Below are 17,282 nucleotides of genomic sequence, written 5' to 3'. Positions count from 1 at the left end.
CCGCGCCGCGCCGCACTGGCCGCGTTCGCCGCCCTGCTGGTGGTGCCGCTGGCAGGGTGCGGCCAGGGCGGGGCGGCCGCCACGCAGGACGCCGCACGACCGGCCGCCACCGGGGCGGGCACGAGCGCCGCGCCGCGGGCCGGGTCCTCGGCGGCGGCGGAGGTGGACCGCAAGCTCGCCGCGCTGGAGAAGAAGTACGACGCCCATCTCGGGGTGTACGCGGTCGACACCGGCAGCGGGCGGGAGGTCGGCCGGCACGCAGACACCCGCCTGTCGTACAACTCGACCTTCAAGGCCCTGCTCGCCGGGGCGGTGCTCAAGCGCAACGGGGCGGACGGCATGGACCGGGTGCTCCGCTACGGCAAGGGCGACCTGCTGGAGAACTCGCCGGTCAGCGAGAAGCACGTGAAGGACGGGATGAGTCTGCGGGCGCTGTCCGACGCGGCCGTGCGCTACAGCGACAACACCGCGGCCAACGTGCTGCTGAAGGACCTCGGCGGCCCGAAAGCGCTCGGCGCGCTGCTGCGCGAGGAGACCGGCGACCGGGTCAGCCACGTCGACCGGATCGAGCCGGACCTGAGCACCTGGACGCCCGGCGAGCAGCGCGACACCACCACCCCGCGCCAGCAGGCGGCGAACCTGCGGGCCTTCGTCCTCGGGGACGTGCTCGGCGCGAAGGAGCGCACGCTGCTGACGGGCTGGCTGCGGGCCAACACCACCGGCGACCGCACCATCCGCGCCGGGGTGCCCGAGGGCTGGGTGGTCGGCGACAAGACCGGCACCGGTTTCCACCACGGCGCCCGGGACGACATCGCCGTGATCTGGCCGCCCGGGCGGGCCCCGCTGGTGGTGGCGATCATGTCCTACCGGGACGCGAAGGACGCCGAGCCGGACGACCGCCTCATCGCCGAGGCCGCCTCGGTGGTGGCGGACGGGCTGGACTGAGGGCTCAGTCCGCCATCTCCCAGACCAGCACCTCGGCGGCGTCCAGGGCGGTGAGCGCGGGGGCGCCGCCCCGGGCGCGCAGGGCGTCGCCGGGGGCGAGGGCGGCGCCGTCCGCCAGCCGGAGCGTGCCGCGGACCACGTGGACGTAGAGGTACGGGGCGCGGGGCGGCTCGACGAGCGCGCCGGGGGCCGGGCGGTGGACGTGCAGCACGGCGCCGGCGGCGGGCACCTCGTAGCGGGCCACCGGCGCGGGGAGGGCTCGCCGGACGGTGTACGACGGGTCGCCGCCGGGCTGCCGGGGCGCGAGCCACATCTGCGTGAACACCAGGTCGCGCCCGTCCCCGCCGCCCTCGCGTTCCTCGTGGCGGACGCCGGAGGCGGCGCTGAGGTGCTGGAGGTCGCCGGGGCGGACGGTGGTGGTGTGGCCGGCCGAGTCGCGGTGGGCGAGAACGCCCTCGGCGACCCAGGTGACGATCTCGGTGTGGCTGTGCGGGTGCTCGGCGAAGCCCGCGCCGGGCGCGAGGCGCTCCTCGTTCACGGCGAGCAGGGCGCCGAAGCGGAGGTTGTCCGGGTCGTAGTGCGGCCCGAAGGAGAAGGAGTGCCGGGTGGTGACGCCGGCCTGCGCGTCGCCCCCCTCGTACCGTTCGCCGGCGCGGTGCACGGTCCAGGCGGCGGCGCTGTTCGTCGAGGTCACGCCCCCACCGTAGCCCCGCTGCCGCCGCCCCGGCCCGGACGGCGGCGGCGCCGGTCCCGGCCTCGGTGCGCGGCCGCCCGACGCGTCGGTCCCGGCCACCCGCCGCGACGCCCCGGCGGCGGGATGAGGCAGTCTTGTCACGTGCCTGAACCCGCAGCGAACGACGCCCACCCGCATGCCGCCACCCTCAAGCGCCTGGAGCGGTCCTCCGGGCGGCTCGCGGCGAGGGCCATCGCCCGCATGGACGAGACGCTGCCCTGGTACCGGGCGATGCCGCCGGAGAACCGGTCGTGGATCGGGCTGGTGGCGCAGGCCGGCATCGCGGCGTTCACCGAGTGGTTCCGGCATCCGGAGACCCCGCAGGCCATCTCGACCGACGTGTTCGGCACCGCGCCCCGGGAGCTGACCCGGGCGATCACGCTGCGGCAGACCGTGGAGATGGTGCGCACCACCATCGAGGTCATGGAGAGCGCCATCGAGGAGGTCGCCGCGCCGGGCGACGAGTCGGTGCTGCGCGAGGCGCTGCTGGTGTACGCGCGGGAGATCGCGTTCGCCACGGCGCAGGTGTACGCGCAGGCCGCGGAGGCGCGCGGGGCGTGGGACGCCCGGCTGGAGTCGCTGGTGGTCAACGCGGTCCTGTCCGGGGAGGCCGACGAGGGGGCGGTGTCCCGGGCGGCGGCGCTGGGCTGGAACTCCCCGGACCATGTGTGCGTGATCCTGGGCACCGCCCCGGACGGTGACAGCGAGCTGACGGTGGAGGCGATCCGGCGGGCGGCCCGGCACGCCAAGCTCCAGGTGCTGACCGGGGTGCTGGGCGACCGGCTGGTGGTGATCGCCGGCGGCGACGACAACCCGATGCATGTGGCGAAGGCGCTGATCGGCCCGTACGCGGCGGGCCCGGTGGTGGCCGGCCCGGTGGTGCCGGACCTGCTGGCGGCGACGCGGTCCGCGCAGGCGGCGGCGGCCGGGCTGAAGGCGTGTTCGGCCTGGCAGGACGCGCCCCGCCCGGTGCTGGCGGACGATCTGCTGCCGGAGCGGGCGATCGCCGGGGACCCCTCGGCGCGCGAGCAGTTGGTGGAGGAGATCTACAGGCCGCTGGAGGAGGCCGGCTCGGCGCTGCTGGAGACCCTCAGCGTCTATCTGGAGCAGGCGAGCAGTCTGGAGGGAGCGGCCCGGATGCTCTTTGTGCATCCCAACACCGTCCGCTACCGGCTGCGACGTGTGACCGACGTCACCGGATGGTCGCCGTCCGATGTGCGTTCCGCGTTCACCCTGCGGATCGCGCTGATTCTGGGGCGTCTGGTCCAGCAGGACTCCTCGCTCTAATCCCGGCCGGGGGCAGGGCTACGCTTTGTGGGACACCGACAATTCCCTTCGCGGTTCTTCGTCCCTGTCCTCACGGGCGTCAGGAGCCGCCCGCAAGAGAGAGTGGGAGAGTGCTCGTACTCGTCGCTCCCGGCCAAGGCGCCCAGACGCCCGGTTTCCTGACCCCCTGGCTCGACCTGCCCGGCGCGGCTGACCGCGTCGCCGCCTGGTCGGACGCCATCGGGCTCGACCTCGTCCACTACGGGACGAAGGCCGACGAAAACGAGATCCGTGACACCGCGGTGGCGCAGCCGCTGCTGGTGGCGGCGGGTCTGCTGTCCGCTTCCGCGCTCGGGGACGTCACCCCGGGCGCCGTCGCCGGCCACAGCGTGGGCGAGATCACCGCGGCCGCGTTCGCCGGGGTGCTGGGCGAGACGGCCGCGCTGCGGTTCGTCCGCACCCGCGGGCTGGCGATGGCCGACGCGGCCGCGGTCACCGCGACCGGCATGTCCGCGCTGCTCGGCGGCGAGCCGGAGACGACCGTCGCGCACCTGGAGCGGCTCGGTCTGACCCCGGCCAACGTCAACGGCGCCGGGCAGATCGTGGCGGCCGGCACCCTGGAGCAGTTGGCCGCGCTGGAGCAGGACAAGCCGGAGGGCGTGCGCCGGGTGGTGGCGCTGAAGGTCGCCGGGGCGTTCCACACGCACCACATGGAGCCCGCGGTGGCGGTGCTGGCCAAGGCGGCCGAGGAGATGGACGTCGCCGACCCGGCCGTACCCTACGTCTCGAACAAGGACGGCCGGACCGTGACCGAGGGCGCCGACGTCGTCGCCCGGCTGGTCGGCCAGGTGGCCAACCCGGTGCGCTGGGACCTGTGCATGGAAACGTTCCAGCAGCTCGGGGTCACGGCGCTCGTGGAGGTGTGCCCCGGCGGCACGCTCACCGGCATCGCCAAGCGGGCCCTGCGGGGCGTCCCGACGGTGGCCCTGAAGACGCCGGACGACCTCGACGCGGCACGCGCGCTCATCGCCGAGCACGCGCGGCCCGCGGTCTGACAAGGAGCCGTAGAGCATGGCGAAGATCAAGCCCGGCAAGGGCGCCCCGTACGCGCGGATCATGGGTGTCGGCGGCTACCGCCCCACCCGGGTCGTGCCGAACGAGGTGATCCTGGAGCGGATCGACTCCTCCGACGAGTGGATCCGCTCGCGCTCCGGCATCGTCACCCGGCACTGGGCCTCCGACGAGGAGACGGTCACGGCGATGTCGGTCGAGGCGGCCGGCAAGGCCATCGCGGACGCGGGGCTCGCCCCGGAGCAGATCGGCGGGGTGATCGTCTCCACCGTCTCGCACTTCCGGCAGACCCCCGCGGTGGCCACCGAGATCGCCGACAAGATCGGCGCAGGCAAGCCGGCCGCGTTCGACATCTCGGCGGGCTGCGCCGGCTTCGGCTACGGGCTGACGCTGGCCAAGGGCATGGTCGTGGAGGGCTCCGCCGAGTACGTGCTGGTCATCGGCGTGGAGCGGCTGAGCGACCTGACCGACCTGGAGGACCGGGCGACGGCCTTCCTGTTCGGCGACGGCGCCGGCGCGGTGGTCGTGGGCCCGGCGAAGGAGCCGGCGATCGGCCCCACCGTGTGGGGGTCGGAGGGCGACAAGTCGGAGACCATCAAGCAGACGGTGCCGTGGAACGAGTACGGCATCGGCGACGTGGCGAAGCTGCCGCTGGACCAGCGCGGCGACCTGAAGTTCCCGGCCATCACCCAGGAGGGCCAGGCGGTGTTCCGCTGGGCCGTCTTCGAGATGGCGAAGGTCGCCCAGCAGGCGCTGGACGCGGCCGGGATCACCGCCGACGAGCTGGACGTCTTCATCCCGCACCAGGCGAACATGCGGATCATCGACTCGATGGTGAAGACGCTGAAGCTGCCGGAGCACGTCACGGTCGCCCGGGACGTGGAGACCACCGGCAACACCTCGGCCGCCTCCATCCCGCTCGCCATGGAGCGGCTGCTGGCGACCGGCAAGGCCAAGAGCGGCGACACCGCGCTGGTCATCGGTTTCGGGGCGGGTCTCGTCTACGCCGCGACGGTCGTTACTCTCCCCTAGGCACGGTCCGGGTCCCCCGGAGCGCGGACGTCCGACTCCGCCTCCGGGACGGCACCCGACCGGCCGCCCCGCCCCTCGGCGGGTCGTCCCCGCCTCGCCCGCCCCGGGCGAGGCGCCGGGAAACCGAGGAAACCCACCCGAAACAGCCCCGGGCGACAGTCCCGGGACACACCGAAGGAGCGCCATATGGCCGCCACCCAGGCTGAGATCGTCGAAGGTCTCGCGGAGATCGTGAACGAGATCGCCGGCATCCCGACCGAGGACGTCCAGCTCGACAAGTCCTTCACCGACGACCTGGACGTCGACTCGCTGTCCATGGTCGAGGTGGTCGTCGCCGCCGAGGAGCGCTTCGACGTCAAGATCCCCGACGAGGACGTCAAGAACCTCAAGACCGTCGGCGACGCCGCCGACTACATCGCCAAGCACCAGGGCTGATCGGACCGCCACCCGGCGGTGGCGCCGTGTCTTCCGCAACCTCGATACTCGTGGAGAGAGAAATCCTGTGAACTCGACCAATCGCACCGTGGTCGTCACCGGTATCGGCGCAACCACACCGCTGGGTGGCGACTCCGCCTCGACCTGGGAGGGTCTGCTGGCGGGCCGTTCCGGGGCCCGCGCCCTGGACGGCGAACGCTTCGCCGAGCTGCCCGTGCGGATCGCGGCCGTCGCGGCCGTCGACCCGGGCGACGTGCTGCCCCGCCCGTACGCCCGCCGACTGGACCGCTCGGCCCAGTTCGCGGTGATCGCCGCCCGTGAGGCGTGGGCCGACGCCGGCTTCGCCGCCCCGGCCGGCGAGGACGAGCAGGTCCCGCCCGAGCGCGTGGGCACCGTCATCGCCTCCGGCATCGGCGGCGTGATCACCCTGCTCGACCAGTACGACGTGCTGAAGGAGAAGGGCGTACGCCGCGTCTCCCCGCACACCGTGCCGATGCTGATGCCCAACAGCCCCTCCGCCAACGTCGGCCTGGAGGTGAACGCCCGGGCGGGCGTGCACACCCCGGTCTCGGCGTGCGCGTCGGGCGCCGAGGCGATCGGCTACGCCGTGGAGATGATCCGCACCGGCCGCGCCGACGTGGTCGTGGCGGGCGGCACCGAGGCGGCGATCCACCCGCTGCCGGTCGCCGCGTTCGCCAACATGATGGCGATGTCCAAGAACAACGACGACCCGCAGGGCGCCTCCCGCCCCTACGACAAGGGCCGCGACGGCTTCGTCCTCGGCGAGGGCGCCGGCGTCGTCGTGCTGGAGTCGGCCGAGCACGCCGCCAGGCGCGGCGCCCGCGCCTACTGCGAGGTGCTGGGCCAGGGCCTGTCCGCGGACAGCCACCACATCGCCCAGCCGGAGCCCACCGGCCGCGGTGTCGCCGCCGCCCTGCGGCACCTGCTGGAGTCCACCGACCTCAAGCCGTCGGAGGTCGCGCACCTCAACGCGCACGCCACCTCCACCCCGCTGGGCGACGTCGCCGAGGTGAAGGCGCTGCGCCTGGTGCTCGGCGACGACCTGGACCACATCGCGATCTCCGCGACCAAGTCCATGACCGGCCACCTGCTGGGCGGCGCCGGCGGCATCGAGACCGTGGCGACGGTCCTCGCGCTGTACCACCGCACGGCCCCGCCCACCATCAACGTGGACGAGCTGGACGAGGAGGTGGACGCGGACATCGTGCGCGGGGAGCCCCGTGCGCTGCCCGAGGGCACCATCGCCGCGATCAACAACTCCTTCGGTTTCGGCGGCCACAACGCGGTGCTGGCGTTCCGCACCGTGTGACCTCCGCCGGTACGGCGCCGGGGCCCGGGTCTCCCCTCGCGGGAGGCCCGGGCCCCGGTGCGTGTCCGGTGGGCGGCTCAGCGCGCCGCCCAGGCCTCGGGGGCGCCCAGGTCGGCGTAGAGGCGGGCGCGCTGCCCCGGGGCGAGCGTGGTGCTCAGCGCGTGCAGTCCGCCGCCGGCCTCGGCGGGCGGCAGCGCCTCGACCGACGCGCGGGCGACGGCGGCGCGCACCGGCGGCGGCAGCGCGGGCAGCATCCCGCGCAGGTCGGTCAGGCGCTGCCCGGGCGAGCGGGTGGCCTGGAAGCCGCCGAACACGGCGGCGAGCTCCGCGTCCTCGCAGGCGGCCCACAGGGCGGGCATGGCGACCGTCTCCTCCGCGTGCAGATGGGCCAGGTAGGCGCTGATCAGTTCGTTGACCGCGAGGTACAGCGCGTGCTGCGCCTCGGCCCGGGCGTCCGGGGCGGCCCCGGGGAAGGCGCGGGCCCGCTCGTCGAGCGCGGCCAGTGCGGCGTCGAGCCGGATGTGCTCGGCGTCCAGGGCGTCGGCCGCGGCGGGCGCCCGGTCGCGCAGCAGCGGATGGATGTGGGCGTCCTCGTGGTCGGCGTGCTCGCGCAGTTCCGCCGTCATGGCAAGCGCGCGGTCGGCGCACTCCCCGGCGACGGCCGGATCGGCCCCGTCCGCGGAGCCGAGCTCCACGGCGAGGGCGAAGAGGCGGGCCCGCTGGCCCATGTGGACGTTGCGGTACAGATCGATCCTGGGCATGCGCTCTTCTCCTTGGGCGTACCCCCCGACTGATATGACAATATATTTCCACTTAGACAACAAGTTGTCAAAGGAGCCGGTCGTGTCCGATGCCCTTCCGCCCGAGGCGGGCGACGCCGCCGGCGCGCCCGACGCCTTCGCCCTGCTGGTGGCCGACGTGTACGAGGCGGCCGGCGCGCTGCGCCGGCTCGGCGAGCGGACGGCCGCGACCGAGGGCCTGACCCAGGCCCGCTGGCAGGTACTGAGCGCGGCCTCCGAGCAGCCGGTGACCGTCCCCCAAGCGGCGCGCCGCCTGGGCGTCACCCGCCAGAACGTGCAGCGCGTCGCCAACGACCTGGTCGAGGGGGGGCACGCCGCCTTCACCGGCAACCCCGACCACCGGGGCTCCCCGCTGCTGACCCTGACACCTGCCGGGCGCACGGCGCTGGAGCGGGTCACCGAGCGGGCCGCCGCCCGCCACCGCACCCTGCTGGAGACCCTCCCGGAGGCGGACGTCACCGCCGCCCGCGGCCTGCTGCGCCGGCTGCTCGCCGAGCTGGACCGCGAGGAGCGGCCCGCGGCGGGCGGGTGAGGGCGCCGGGTACGCGAAAGGGCCCGCCCCCGGTCAGGGAGCGGGCCCCGGCGTCGTGGCGCCCTCGGGCCGGCGGGGCGTCAGACCACCTGGTGCAGCCAGCGCACCGGGGCGCCCTCGCCGGCGTACCGGAACGGCTCCAGCTCGTCGTCCCACGGCTTGCCCAGCAGCTTGGCGACCTCCGCCTCCAGCACGGACTCGCCCTGGGTGGCGCGGGCCAGCGCGGCCCGCAGCCTGTCCTCGGGGACCAGGATGTCGCCGTGGATGCCGGTGACGGCGTGGAAGATGCCCAGCTCGGGGGTGGCGCTGTAGCGCTCGCCCTCGGCGGTGGCGCACGGCTCGGCGGTCACCTCGAAGCGCAGCATCTGCCAGCCGCGCAGCGCGGAGGCCAGGCGGGAGGCGGTGCCCGGTTCGCCCCGCCAGGAGAACTCGGCTCTCCAGGTGCCGGGCGAGGCGGGCTGGCGGATCCAGTCGAGCTGGACCCTCGCGCCGAGCACCCCGGCGACCGCCCATTCCACGTGCGGGCACAGCGCGCGGGGGGCGGAGTGTACGTACAGGACTCCACGTGTCGTCACCGGGACCTCCAGAGTGGGACGAGGTTCGCCATTCCCAGCGGCCTCAGTAAACAGCATCGGGAGTGAAACTCCACAAATGGGACAGCATGTGACGTGATGTAATTTACCGGAGCCGTTCGGGGGACGCCTGCCGGGCCGGCGCCCCGGGCTGCGGAACTGACGGCTCGACGGCCCCAAAGCTACCGTGCGCAGGGGTGCGTGGGGATGGCGTACGGTCGGACGGAGGACCCGCGGACCGCGATCCGCCCGCGTGGCGGCGCTCCCGGACCGTCACCGGGCGTGACCGGACGCCCCGTTGTCACCCGCCAGGACGCCGACGAAAGGGCGACACCATGCCCCGCAGCCGACGCGGCAGCCCCCCGCGCCGCACCGCCGCGGTCGCGCTGACGGCGGCCGCCGCACTGCTGGCCGGGTCGGCCGGCTGCTCGGGTCCACCCGAACGGCCGCGCGCCGAACGCCCCTCGCCCTCCCCCAGACCGAGCCCCGCGTGGGACACCAGCCCGACGTCGCTGGCGGCCGTCGGCGACTCCATCACCCGCAGCTTCAACGCCTGCGGGGTGCTGACCGACTGCCCGCCGACCTCCTGGGCGACCGGGTCCGACCCCCGGGTCGACAGCCTGGCCCGCCGGCTGCTCGGCGCGAAGGCGCTGGCCTCCCGCACCTGGAACGTCGCCGAGTCCGGGTCGCGGATGGCGGGCTTGCCCGGGCAGATGAGCCGGGCCGCGGCCCACCGGCCCGGTCTGGTCACCGTGCTGACCGGCGCGAACGACGCCTGCCGGGCCGATGTGTCGGCGATGACCCCGGTCGCCGAGTACCGCGCCTCCTTCGCGGAGTCGCTGCGCACGCTGCGGGCGGCGTCGCCGAAGAGCCAGGTGTACGTGGCGAGCGTGCCGGACCTGCGCCGGCTGTGGTCGACCGGCCGCGACGCGCCGCTGAGCCGGCAGATCTGGAAGCTGGGCCTGTGCCCGTCGATGCTGGGCGGCGCCGAGGACACCGGCAGAGCCGCCGAGCGGCGGCGCACCGAGGTGTACCGGCGGGTGGTGGCGTACAACCAGGCGCTGCGCGAGGTGTGCGCGAAGGACCGGCTGTGCCGGTACGACGACGGGGCGGTGTTCGACTACCGGTTCACCGGGGCGCAGCTCAGCCCGTTCGACTTCTTCCACCCCAGCCGCGACGGCCAGGCCAAGCTGGCGGAGATCGCCTACCGCCGGGTCACGGCGCAGGACTGAGCCCGGGGCGGGTACCGAGGTGAGCCCCGGGGCGGTTGTCAGGGACCGCCCCGGGGCCGTCCGGCGGGGGCGCTCAGACCTCCAGCAGGGCGCTCAGCCGCAGATCGCCCAGCGAGCGGCCGGCGTGCAGCCGGTAGCGCCCCGGAACGGTGATCCATACCCCGTGCTCCTCGTCCCACGCCTGGAACGCCCGCTGCGGCAGGGGCACGAGGGCCTCGGCGCGCTCGCCGGGACCGGCCTCCACCACGGCGAACCCGGCCAGCCAGCGGGCCGGGCGCTCCACCGCGTCCCGGGCCTCGCCGACCGGCTCCAGATAGAGCTGCACCGTCTCCCGGCCCGGCCGCCGCCCGGTGTTGCCCACCTCGACCCGGGCCGCCCGAGCGTCACCGGTGACCTCCAGGGTCCGGTAGTCCCAGGTGGTGTACGTCAGGCCGTGGCCGAAGGCGTACGCGGGCGGGGCGCCGGCCCGGTCCCAGGCGCGGTAGCCGATGAACAGGCCCTCGGTGTAGTCCAGTCGCCCCCGGACCGGGTCGGTGCGGGTGACCGGGGCGTCGGCGAGCACGGCCGGCCAGGTAGTGGGCAGCCGCCCGCCCGGCTCCTCCTCGCCGAGCAGCACGTCGGCCAGGGCGTCGCCGCCCTCCTGGCCGGGGAACCAGCTCAGCAGCACCGCGGCCGCCTCCTGGCGCCAGGGCATCTCCACCGGGGAGCCGGAGTTGACCACCACCACGGTGTCCGGGTTGGCCGCGGCCACGGCCCGTACCAGGTCGTCCTGACGGCCGGGCAGCGCCAGCGAGGTCCGGTCGAAGCCCTCGGACTCCACCCGCTCGGTGGTGGCGACCACCACCACCGCGGTGTCCGCGGCGCGGGCCGCCTCGACCGCCTCGGCGATCAGCTCGTCCGGATCGCGCCGCGGACCGAGGTGGACCAGCGAGAACAGCACCGCGGCCAGCGGGGCGTCCCCCTGGGCGGCGACCGGGTGGCGCAGCGAGACGGTGACCGGCTCGCCCTCGGTGAGGTCGACGCGGCCGCGCTCCTCGGGCGAGCCGAGGAACGCCTCGAACGGGTCGCCGCCCTCCCGCATCTCCTGCACCCCGTCGAACAGGGTGCGGCCGTCCACGGTGAGGGTGAACGCCCCGAGCCCGCGGGTGCCGAAGGCGTGCGCGCCGCTCTCCCTGGGGGTGAACGCGCCGGTGACCTCCACCTCGGCCAGGGTGTCGTGGTCGACGCCGTCGGGCAGGTCGCCGTCGATCCACTGCACCTGCCCGGACGGCAGCGACCGCTCGCCGATGACCGCGCCGGCCGCGTCCCGGCACACCGCCCGCAGGGTGAAGTCCGCTCCCGCCGGCGCGAGTTCACCGCTCGGGTCGACGCCGACGGCGTAGCTCAGCGTGCCTTCGGGCAGCGCCCGGGTCAGCCCGTCCAGCGGGGAGACGACATGGTCGGGGAAGACCTGCGCGGAGCCGCCGCCGAGCACCCGGGCGTCCCGGGCCGCGCCGCCGATCAGCGCGACGGTGCGGCCCGGCGGCAGCGGCAGGATGCCACCGCCCCCGTCGCCTCGCCGGGGCTCGTTGCGCAGCAGCACGAAGGAGCGGCGGGCGATCTCGCGGGCGAGCGCCTCGCCGTCGACCGGTGCGGGCGGCGCGGCGACGACCGGCTCGGCCCCGGCGAGGGCGCCGACCCGGGCGGCGAGCCGCAGCACACGGCGTACCGCCGCGTCCACGGCGGACTCCGGCGCCTCGCCGGCCCGGACGACGTTGGCCAGCGGCTCGCCGTACACGGTCCGCGGGCCGGGCATGGCCACGTCCAGACCGCCGGTGATCGCCCGCACGGTGTGCCGGGCCGCCGTCCAGTCGGAGACGTTGACCCCGTCGAAGCCCCACTCGCCGCGCAGCACGCCGTCGACCAGCTCGCCGTGCTCGGTCATGGTGACGCCGTTGACCTGGTTGTACGCCGTCATCACGCCCCAGGGCCGGGCGCCGGTGACGATCGCCTCGAACGGGGCGAGGTACAGCTCGCGCAGCGGGCGCGGGGCGATCCGGTTGTCCACGGTGAAGCGGTCGGTCTCGGCGTCGTTGCCGGTGAAGTGCTTGACGGTGGTGGCGACGCCGCCGTCCTGCACACCGAGGACGTAGCCGGCGCCGATGGCCCCGGTGAGCAGCGGGTCCTCGCTGTACGCCTCGAAGTGCCGCCCGCCGAGCGGCGTGCGGTGCAGGTTGACGGTGGGCGCGAGCAGCACGTGCACGCCCTTGCGGCGGGCCTCCTGGGCGAGCAGCCGGCCCGCCCGGCGGGCGAGTCCCGGGTCCCAGGAGGCGGCGAGCGCGGTCGGCGAGGGCAGCGCGATCGAAGGGTCGTCGGCGCTCCAGCGCACGCCGCGCACGCCGACGGGCCCGTCGGACATCACCAGCGAGGCCAGTCCGATCTCGGGCAGCGCCGGCAGGGTCCACATGTCCTGCCCCGACAGGAGCCGGGCCTTGGCGTCCAGGTCGAGCCGGCCCAGGGCCTCCTCCACCACCTCCTCCCGGCGGGCGTCGGCCGCCGCGCCCGTCCCGCCGGCACCGCCGCCGTTCTCGTCTCCGTCTGCCACGGTCGCCACCTCCGGTCGGTCCTGCCATGGTTTCCCTGCCACGTTTCCCGCCACGGTGCTCCTGCTACCAGTAGCACGGTAGGTTTCGTGATGCGTTCGTTATGGTCGATGAGGCAGGGATGTGCGGGATGACGGCGGCGAGGTCCAGGGGTGCGGAGCGGCGCGCCGAGATCGTGCGCGCGGCGCTGGAGGTGATCGCCGAGCGCGGCTACCGGGGCGCCTCGCTGGGGGCGGTGGCCGAGCGGGTGGGCCTCAGCCAGCAGGGTCTGCTGCACTACTTCCCGACCAAGGACGCCCTGCTGGTGGCCGTGTTGGCGGAGCGCGACCAGTGGGACACCGGCTCCGCCGCCCGGGAGGGCTGGCGGCTGGACCTGCTCGCCTCCCTCGTCGAGTACAACGCCATGCGCCCCGGCGTCGTGCAGACCTTCTCGGCGCTGCTGGGCGAGAGCGTCACCGACGACCACCCCGCCCGGGACTTCTTCACCCGCCGGTACGCCCAGGTGCGCGGCGAGATGGCCGAGCTGCTGCGGGCCGAGTTCGGCGACCGGCTGCCCGGCGGGCTGACCCCCGAGGAGGCCGCCCCGCTGCTGACGGCGGTGATGGACGGTCTCCAGTACCAGTGGCTGCTGGACCCGGAGTCGGTGGACATGGCCGGCGCGTTCCGGGCCTTCCTGAAGCTGCTGGGCGCGCGTTAGCGTGCCGGCACCGGTGACGGCGCCGACGGAAGGGGACGGTGTGGCTGCGGTGACCCGCACACGCAGGAGCGACAGCACACGGTGGCGAGGGGGTCGGCGCGCGCCGGCGGTGGCGGCGGTGCTCGCCGCCCTCGTGCTGGGCGCGGCCGGCCCCGGGGCGGCGGCCCCCGCCCCGGCCGGCGCCGCGCCGGCCGTCACCGTGGAGGAGGCCCGGCTCGACCGGGCGGCGCCTCAGGAGATCCTGCGGCGCAGCGGGTTCGACGCCCTGGCGCCCGAGTTCGCCGCCGCACTGGCGGGGGCCGGGAGCGCCGCCGGCGCCGAGCGGACGGTGGCACGGCACGGGGCGGCGCTGTGGCGGCGGGCCGTGGACCGGGTGCGGGGTCCCCGTCCACGACAACACCTCGGTGACCGAGGTCCCGGCGGGCGGCGGCGCGCCGGTTCTCCGGCCGGACGGCCCGACGCCCGGGTCGGCGGCGCGGGCCGGGGGCGGCGGCGACTACCTCTCCAACGAGATCGCCTACCGTGCCACCCTGCTCCGCGACCGCCTCGGGCTGCGCGCCCTGCCCGGCGGCCATGTGCACACCCCGGTGCTCCAGTTCGGCGCGGGCGACACCGGCGCGGTGACCGATCCGGACTTCCTGCGCGACCGGGCCGCGATCACCGCGCAGGTCCGCGGCATCCTCTCGGTGGCCGCCGCCGCCCGCTGAGCCGCCGCCTTCTCATACCGCTGTCAGGGGGCCGGCTCGGTCACCTCTTCCGTCCCCCGTTCCATTCCGGATGCTGCGGCGGCTGCGGCCCCTGCGGCGGGTAGGGCGGCTGGGCGGCATACGGATTGGGCCCCTGCGCCGGATGCGGATGAGGCCCCTGGCCCGCGTACGGGTTCGGGCTCCCGGGCGCGTACGGCGCCCCCGCCGCCGGCAGCCCCGGCTGCTCCCCGTCCCGCGCCGCGTTCCCGTCCGTCCCGCTCTCCCCCGCGAGGTCGCGGGCCAGCAGGGTCGCGCCGGCGACGGCGCCCGGCATCAGCAGCACCGCGACGAAGGGCACGAGGAAGGCGAGGGTGAGCGGGACGCCGAAGCCCAGCGCCAGCAGCCGGCGCCCCCGCAGCAGGGTGAGCCGCTCCCTCAGCTCCACCCCGCGCCGCTGAAGGGCGACCGCGGTCAGCTCCTCGGCGAGGAAGAACCCGGAGACGCAGAAGCCCAGCACCGGCACGACCGTCTGCCCCAGCACCGGCACGAACCCCAGCGCGAACAGCACGATCCCGTAGCACGCCACCCGCACCAGGACCCGCAGGCTGTCCCGCGCGGAGATCCACAGCTCCCGCCAGAGCGGCAGCCCCGACTCCGGGACGTCGCCGCCCTCGGCCCGGTCCACCTGCTCGGACAGCGACTCGTAGAACGGCTGCCCCACCAGCAGGGTGACCGCGGTGAAGGTGATCACCGCCAGGAACAGTCCCAGCGCGAACAGCAGCGCCGTCAGGAAGCCCCGGAACAGGCTCAGCCAGGGGGACCCCCAGTCGTCCGCGAACGGCGTCGCCCACGCGATGAGGTCGTCCGCCCCGTACGCCAGCCCGAACAGCGCCGCGCCGTACAGCACCAGGGTGACCAGCCCCGGCAGCAGTCCGAACCCGAACCACCGCCCATGGGCGCCCACCCACCGCTGGCCCTTCAACAAGTACCGGAAACCCACCCCGAGATCGCGCATGCGGTCACTGTAGCGGGGGCCGCCCCAGCCGCCCCGACCCCGTCCGGGACGCCGCTCGGGCGGCCTCCGGGGACACGGCGAAGGCCGCGCCCCGGGTGTGGGGCGCGGCCTTCGAGAGTGCTGCGGCAGTGCGTCAGGCTACGGAGAGGTCGACGGTGATGTTGCCGCGGGTGGCCTTGGAGTAGGGGCAGACCTGGTGGGCCTTCTCCACGAGGTCCTGGGCGGTGGCGGCGTCCACGTTGGGGATGGAGGCGACGATCTTGACGATGATGCCGAAGCCGTCGTCGTTCTTGCCGATGCCCACCTCGGCGGTGACGGTGGAGCCGGAGATGTCGGCGTTCTCGTTGCGCGCGACGACGCCGAGGGCGCCCTGGAAGCAGGCGCTGTAGCCGGCGGCGAAGAGCTGCTCGGGGTTGGTGCCGGCGCCGGAGCCGCCCATCGCCTTGGGCGGGTTGACGACGACGTCGAGCTGGCCGTCGTCCGTGGCGACGCGGCCGTCCCGGCCGTTCTCGGCGGTGGCGACGGCGGTGTAGAGGACGTCGGACTGCTGGATGGCCATAAGGGTCTTCCTCCTGTGGATGCGCCGCGATTCGCGCCCACGGTCGCGGCGGGCTGTGCTGAGCCTATCGGGTGCGGCGGACGAGCCGTCCGGGGAGGCGGCGGCCCGGCGCCCCCGCCCCGCCGATCCGGCCTGGCGGGGCGGGGGCGAGCGGGGGTCAGCCGGCCAGGGAGACGACCATCTTGCCGGTGTTCTCGCCGCGCAGCAGGCCGAGGAAGGCGTCCACGCCCCTGTCGATGCCCTCGACCACCGTCTCGTCGAACTTCAGCTCGCCGGAGGCGAGCCAGCCGGAGACCTCCTCGACGAACTTCGGCTGGAGCGCCCGGTGGTCGTTGACCATCATGCCTTGCAGGCGCAGCCGCTTGCCGATGACCAGCGCGAGGTTGCGCGGCGCGGGGGTCGGCTCGGTCGCGTTGTACTGGGCGATCATGCCGCAGATGGTGGCGCGGCCGTGCACGTTGAACGAGGAGAGCGCGGCCTCCAGGTGGTCGCCGCCGACGTTGTCGAAGTAGACGTCGATGCCGTCGGGGGCGGCCTGCTTGAGCTGCTCGGCGACGGGGCCGTTCTTGTAGTTGAAGGCGGCGTCGAAGCCGTACTCCTCGACCAGCTTCTTGACCTTCTCGTCCGAGCCGGCCGAGCCGATCACCCGGGAGGCGCCCTTGATCCTGGCGAGCTGGCCGACCTGGCTGCCGACCGCACCGGCGGCGCCGGAGACGAACACCGCGTCCCCCTCCTTGAAGGAGGCGACCTCGAACAGCCCGGCGTAGGCGGTCAGGCCGGGCATGCCGAGCACCCCGAGGTAGGCGGAGAGCGGCGCCTTGGCGGCGTCGATCTTCGCGGCCTGCGCGGCGGGCACCTCGGCGTACTCGCGCCAGCCGAGGCCGTGCAGGACGTGGTCGCCGACCGCGAAGCCCTCGGCGGAGGAGGCCACCACCTCGCCGACCGCGCCGCCCTCCATGGGCTGGTCGAGCTGGAAGGGGGGTACGTAGGACTTCTGGTCGTTCATCCGGCCGCGCATGTAGGGGTCGACCGAGAAGTAGAGGTTGCGGACGAGGATGCGGCCCTCGGCCGGCTCGCCGACCGGCGCCTCCCGCAGGGCGAAGTCCTCGGGCTTCGGCCAGCCGTGCGGGCGGGCGACGAGGTGCCATGCGCGGCCGGACGCGGGGAGAGCGGACATGCTGCGTACCTCCGGGAGATCGTTCACTGCGGTGACGTCGGTTGCTTCGGTGACACCGGTGGCGACGTCGGTCACCTGGGTTACTTCACTTACTGAAACAACCATGCTCCTGGATATTTCATGTTGTCAAGTATCCGGGTATCCTGGGGCGCATGGTCGCCAGTAGCAGAGGTACGGATCCGCTCACCCGGGAAGTGGTCGAGCTCATCGGCGCGGTGGTGGCCCGCTACCACGAGGAGTACGAGCAGGCTGCCGGCCGGCACGCGCTGACCGGGGCGCAGGCCCGGGTGCTCGGCCTGCTGGCGCTGGAGCCGGTCCCCATGCGGAAGCTGGCGCTGGCGCTGCGCTGCGAGCCGTCGAACGTGACAGGGATCGTGGACCGGCTGGAGGCGCGCGGCCTGGTGGAGCGCCGCCCCGACCCGGCCGACCGCCGGGTCAAGCTCGCCGCGGCCACCCCGGAGGGCCGTCAGACCGCCGAGCGGCTGCGGGACGCCCTGGGCTTCGCCCGCGAGCCGCTAGGGCAGCTGACGACCGCCGAGCGCACCGTGCTGCGGGACCTGCTCCAGCAGATGCTGGGCACGCAGACGCGGGAGGGGACGACCGAGGGCGGATGAGGGG

General features: G+C 74.7%; 17 protein-coding genes and 1 pseudogene. 11 read left to right on the top strand and 7 right to left on the bottom strand.

Features of this window, described 5'->3' with window-relative positions; all coding sequences use genetic code 11:
• Window positions 1–945, top strand: a 945-nt coding sequence (bla, locus tag C6N75_RS00935) for a class A beta-lactamase (protein WP_258177154.1), incomplete at its 5' end; no start/stop codon positions are given.
• A gap of 4 nt (window positions 946–949) precedes the next feature.
• Here the strand turns inward: bla and C6N75_RS00930 are convergent.
• Window positions 950–1,639: a pirin family protein gene (locus tag C6N75_RS00930; RefSeq protein WP_258177153.1), complete on the bottom strand. Its 690-nt coding sequence runs from the start codon at window positions 1,637–1,639 to the stop codon at window positions 950–952.
• Between the two features lie 123 nt (window positions 1,640–1,762).
• Here C6N75_RS00930 and C6N75_RS00925 point away from each other — a divergent pair, with 123 nt between their 5' ends.
• The 5 genes from C6N75_RS00925 to fabF all read left to right on the top strand — a co-directional run bounded on the left by C6N75_RS00925 (window position 1,763) and on the right by fabF (window position 6,812).
• Window positions 1,763–2,965, top strand: a complete 1,203-nt coding sequence (locus C6N75_RS00925) for a PucR family transcriptional regulator (RefSeq protein WP_105866901.1) — start codon at window positions 1,763–1,765, stop codon at window positions 2,963–2,965.
• A 110-nt stretch (window positions 2,966–3,075) separates the two neighbouring features.
• Entirely contained in the window at window positions 3,076–3,999 is a 924-nt protein-coding gene (locus tag C6N75_RS00920; RefSeq protein ID WP_105866900.1) for an ACP S-malonyltransferase, read from the top strand.
• A 16-nt stretch (window positions 4,000–4,015) separates the two neighbouring features.
• Window positions 4,016–5,047, top strand: coding sequence for a ketoacyl-ACP synthase III (locus tag C6N75_RS00915; protein WP_105866899.1), 1,032 nt, complete (start codon window positions 4,016–4,018; stop codon window positions 5,045–5,047).
• 186 nt (window positions 5,048–5,233) lie between these two features.
• Window positions 5,234–5,482 (top strand): acyl carrier protein, encoded by a 249-nt coding sequence (locus C6N75_RS00910; RefSeq protein WP_105866898.1) that lies wholly within the window; start codon window positions 5,234–5,236, stop codon window positions 5,480–5,482.
• Between the two features lie 67 nt (window positions 5,483–5,549).
• Window positions 5,550–6,812, top strand: coding sequence for a beta-ketoacyl-ACP synthase II (gene fabF, locus C6N75_RS00905; protein ID WP_105866897.1), 1,263 nt, complete (start codon window positions 5,550–5,552; stop codon window positions 6,810–6,812).
• Window positions 6,813–6,889: 77 nt separating this feature from the next.
• Here the strand turns inward: fabF and C6N75_RS00900 are convergent, their stop codons facing one another.
• Window positions 6,890–7,573: a hemerythrin domain-containing protein gene (locus tag C6N75_RS00900; protein WP_105866896.1), complete on the bottom strand. Its 684-nt coding sequence runs from the start codon at window positions 7,571–7,573 to the stop codon at window positions 6,890–6,892.
• Between the two features lie 82 nt (window positions 7,574–7,655).
• On the opposite strand from C6N75_RS00900, the gene C6N75_RS00895 reads away from it, so the two are divergent.
• Window positions 7,656–8,144: a MarR family winged helix-turn-helix transcriptional regulator gene (locus tag C6N75_RS00895; RefSeq protein ID WP_258177151.1), complete on the top strand. Its 489-nt coding sequence runs from the start codon at window positions 7,656–7,658 to the stop codon at window positions 8,142–8,144.
• Between the two features lie 80 nt (window positions 8,145–8,224).
• On the opposite strand, the gene C6N75_RS00890 is transcribed toward C6N75_RS00895, so the two are convergent.
• Entirely contained in the window at window positions 8,225–8,719 is a 495-nt protein-coding gene (locus C6N75_RS00890) for a DUF3145 domain-containing protein (protein WP_105866894.1), read from the bottom strand.
• Window positions 8,720–9,051: 332 nt separating this feature from the next.
• Here C6N75_RS00890 and C6N75_RS00885 point away from each other — a divergent pair, with 332 nt between their 5' ends.
• Window positions 9,052–9,948 (top strand): GDSL-type esterase/lipase family protein, encoded by an 897-nt coding sequence (locus tag C6N75_RS00885; protein WP_105866893.1) that lies wholly within the window; start codon window positions 9,052–9,054, stop codon window positions 9,946–9,948.
• Window positions 9,949–10,021: 73 nt separating this feature from the next.
• Here the strand turns inward: C6N75_RS00885 and C6N75_RS00880 are convergent, their stop codons facing one another.
• Window positions 10,022–12,541: a beta-glucosidase gene (locus C6N75_RS00880; protein WP_407703185.1), complete on the bottom strand. Its 2,520-nt coding sequence runs from the start codon at window positions 12,539–12,541 to the stop codon at window positions 10,022–10,024.
• A gap of 119 nt (window positions 12,542–12,660) precedes the next feature.
• On the opposite strand from C6N75_RS00880, the gene C6N75_RS00875 reads away from it, so the two are divergent.
• Both C6N75_RS00875 and C6N75_RS00870 read left to right on the top strand, forming a co-directional pair.
• Window positions 12,661–13,227, top strand: a complete 567-nt coding sequence (locus C6N75_RS00875) for a TetR/AcrR family transcriptional regulator (RefSeq protein WP_258177149.1) — start codon at window positions 12,661–12,663, stop codon at window positions 13,225–13,227.
• A 272-nt stretch (window positions 13,228–13,499) separates the two neighbouring features.
• Window positions 13,500–13,934: pseudogene (locus C6N75_RS00870) on the top strand (pyroglutamyl peptidase); the annotation flags it as partial.
• A gap of 40 nt (window positions 13,935–13,974) precedes the next feature.
• On the opposite strand, the gene C6N75_RS00865 reads toward C6N75_RS00870, so the two are convergent.
• From C6N75_RS00865 to C6N75_RS00855, 3 genes are all read right to left on the bottom strand, one after another.
• Window positions 13,975–14,928 carry an EI24 domain-containing protein gene (locus C6N75_RS00865; protein ID WP_105866891.1) on the bottom strand — a complete coding sequence of 318 codons (954 nt, stop codon included), beginning with the start codon at window positions 14,926–14,928 and terminating at the stop codon, window positions 13,975–13,977.
• Window positions 14,929–15,061: 133 nt separating this feature from the next.
• A complete protein-coding gene (locus C6N75_RS00860; protein ID WP_105866890.1) occupies window positions 15,062–15,487 on the bottom strand; it encodes an organic hydroperoxide resistance protein in 426 nt (141 codons plus the stop codon).
• A 157-nt stretch (window positions 15,488–15,644) separates the two neighbouring features.
• The gene (locus C6N75_RS00855) at window positions 15,645–16,664 is read right to left on the bottom strand and encodes an NADP-dependent oxidoreductase (protein WP_105866902.1); all 1,020 of its coding nucleotides are present in this window, start codon (window positions 16,662–16,664) and stop codon (window positions 15,645–15,647) included.
• Between the two features lie 152 nt (window positions 16,665–16,816).
• Between C6N75_RS00855 and C6N75_RS00850 the strand changes: the two genes are divergently transcribed.
• Entirely contained in the window at window positions 16,817–17,278 is a 462-nt protein-coding gene (locus C6N75_RS00850; protein ID WP_105866889.1) for a MarR family winged helix-turn-helix transcriptional regulator, read from the top strand.
• The last annotated feature ends 4 nt before the right edge of the window (window positions 17,279–17,282 follow it).

The sequence above is a fragment of the Streptomyces solincola genome, from assembly GCF_002982015.1.
Classification (GTDB): Bacteria; Actinomycetota; Actinomycetes; order Streptomycetales; family Streptomycetaceae; genus Streptomyces; species Streptomyces solincola.
This window is presented reverse-complemented; position numbering and strand designations above follow the sequence as displayed.

Excerpts from the sequence above, each read along its gene's own strand:
- C6N75_RS00855 (WP_105866902.1), bottom strand. The coding sequence starts at position 16,664 with ATGTCCGCTCTCCCCGCGTCCGGCCGCGCATGGCACCTCGTCGCCCGC.
- C6N75_RS00875 (WP_258177149.1), top strand. The coding sequence starts at position 12,661 with ATGACGGCGGCGAGGTCCAGGGGTGCGGAGCGGCGCGCCGAGATCGTG.
- C6N75_RS00915 (WP_105866899.1), top strand. The coding sequence starts at position 4,016 with ATGGCGAAGATCAAGCCCGGCAAGGGCGCCCCGTACGCGCGGATCATG.
- C6N75_RS00925 (WP_105866901.1), top strand. The coding sequence starts at position 1,763 with ATGAGGCAGTCTTGTCACGTGCCTGAACCCGCAGCGAACGACGCCCAC.
- C6N75_RS00865 (WP_105866891.1), bottom strand. The coding sequence starts at position 14,928 with ATGCGCGATCTCGGGGTGGGTTTCCGGTACTTGTTGAAGGGCCAGCGG.
- C6N75_RS00900 (WP_105866896.1), bottom strand. The coding sequence starts at position 7,573 with ATGCCCAGGATCGATCTGTACCGCAACGTCCACATGGGCCAGCGGGCC.
- C6N75_RS00850 (WP_105866889.1), top strand. The coding sequence starts at position 16,817 with ATGGTCGCCAGTAGCAGAGGTACGGATCCGCTCACCCGGGAAGTGGTC.
- C6N75_RS00885 (WP_105866893.1), top strand. The coding sequence starts at position 9,052 with ATGCCCCGCAGCCGACGCGGCAGCCCCCCGCGCCGCACCGCCGCGGTC.
- C6N75_RS00910 (WP_105866898.1), top strand. The coding sequence starts at position 5,234 with ATGGCCGCCACCCAGGCTGAGATCGTCGAAGGTCTCGCGGAGATCGTG.
- C6N75_RS00860 (WP_105866890.1), bottom strand. The coding sequence starts at position 15,487 with ATGGCCATCCAGCAGTCCGACGTCCTCTACACCGCCGTCGCCACCGCC.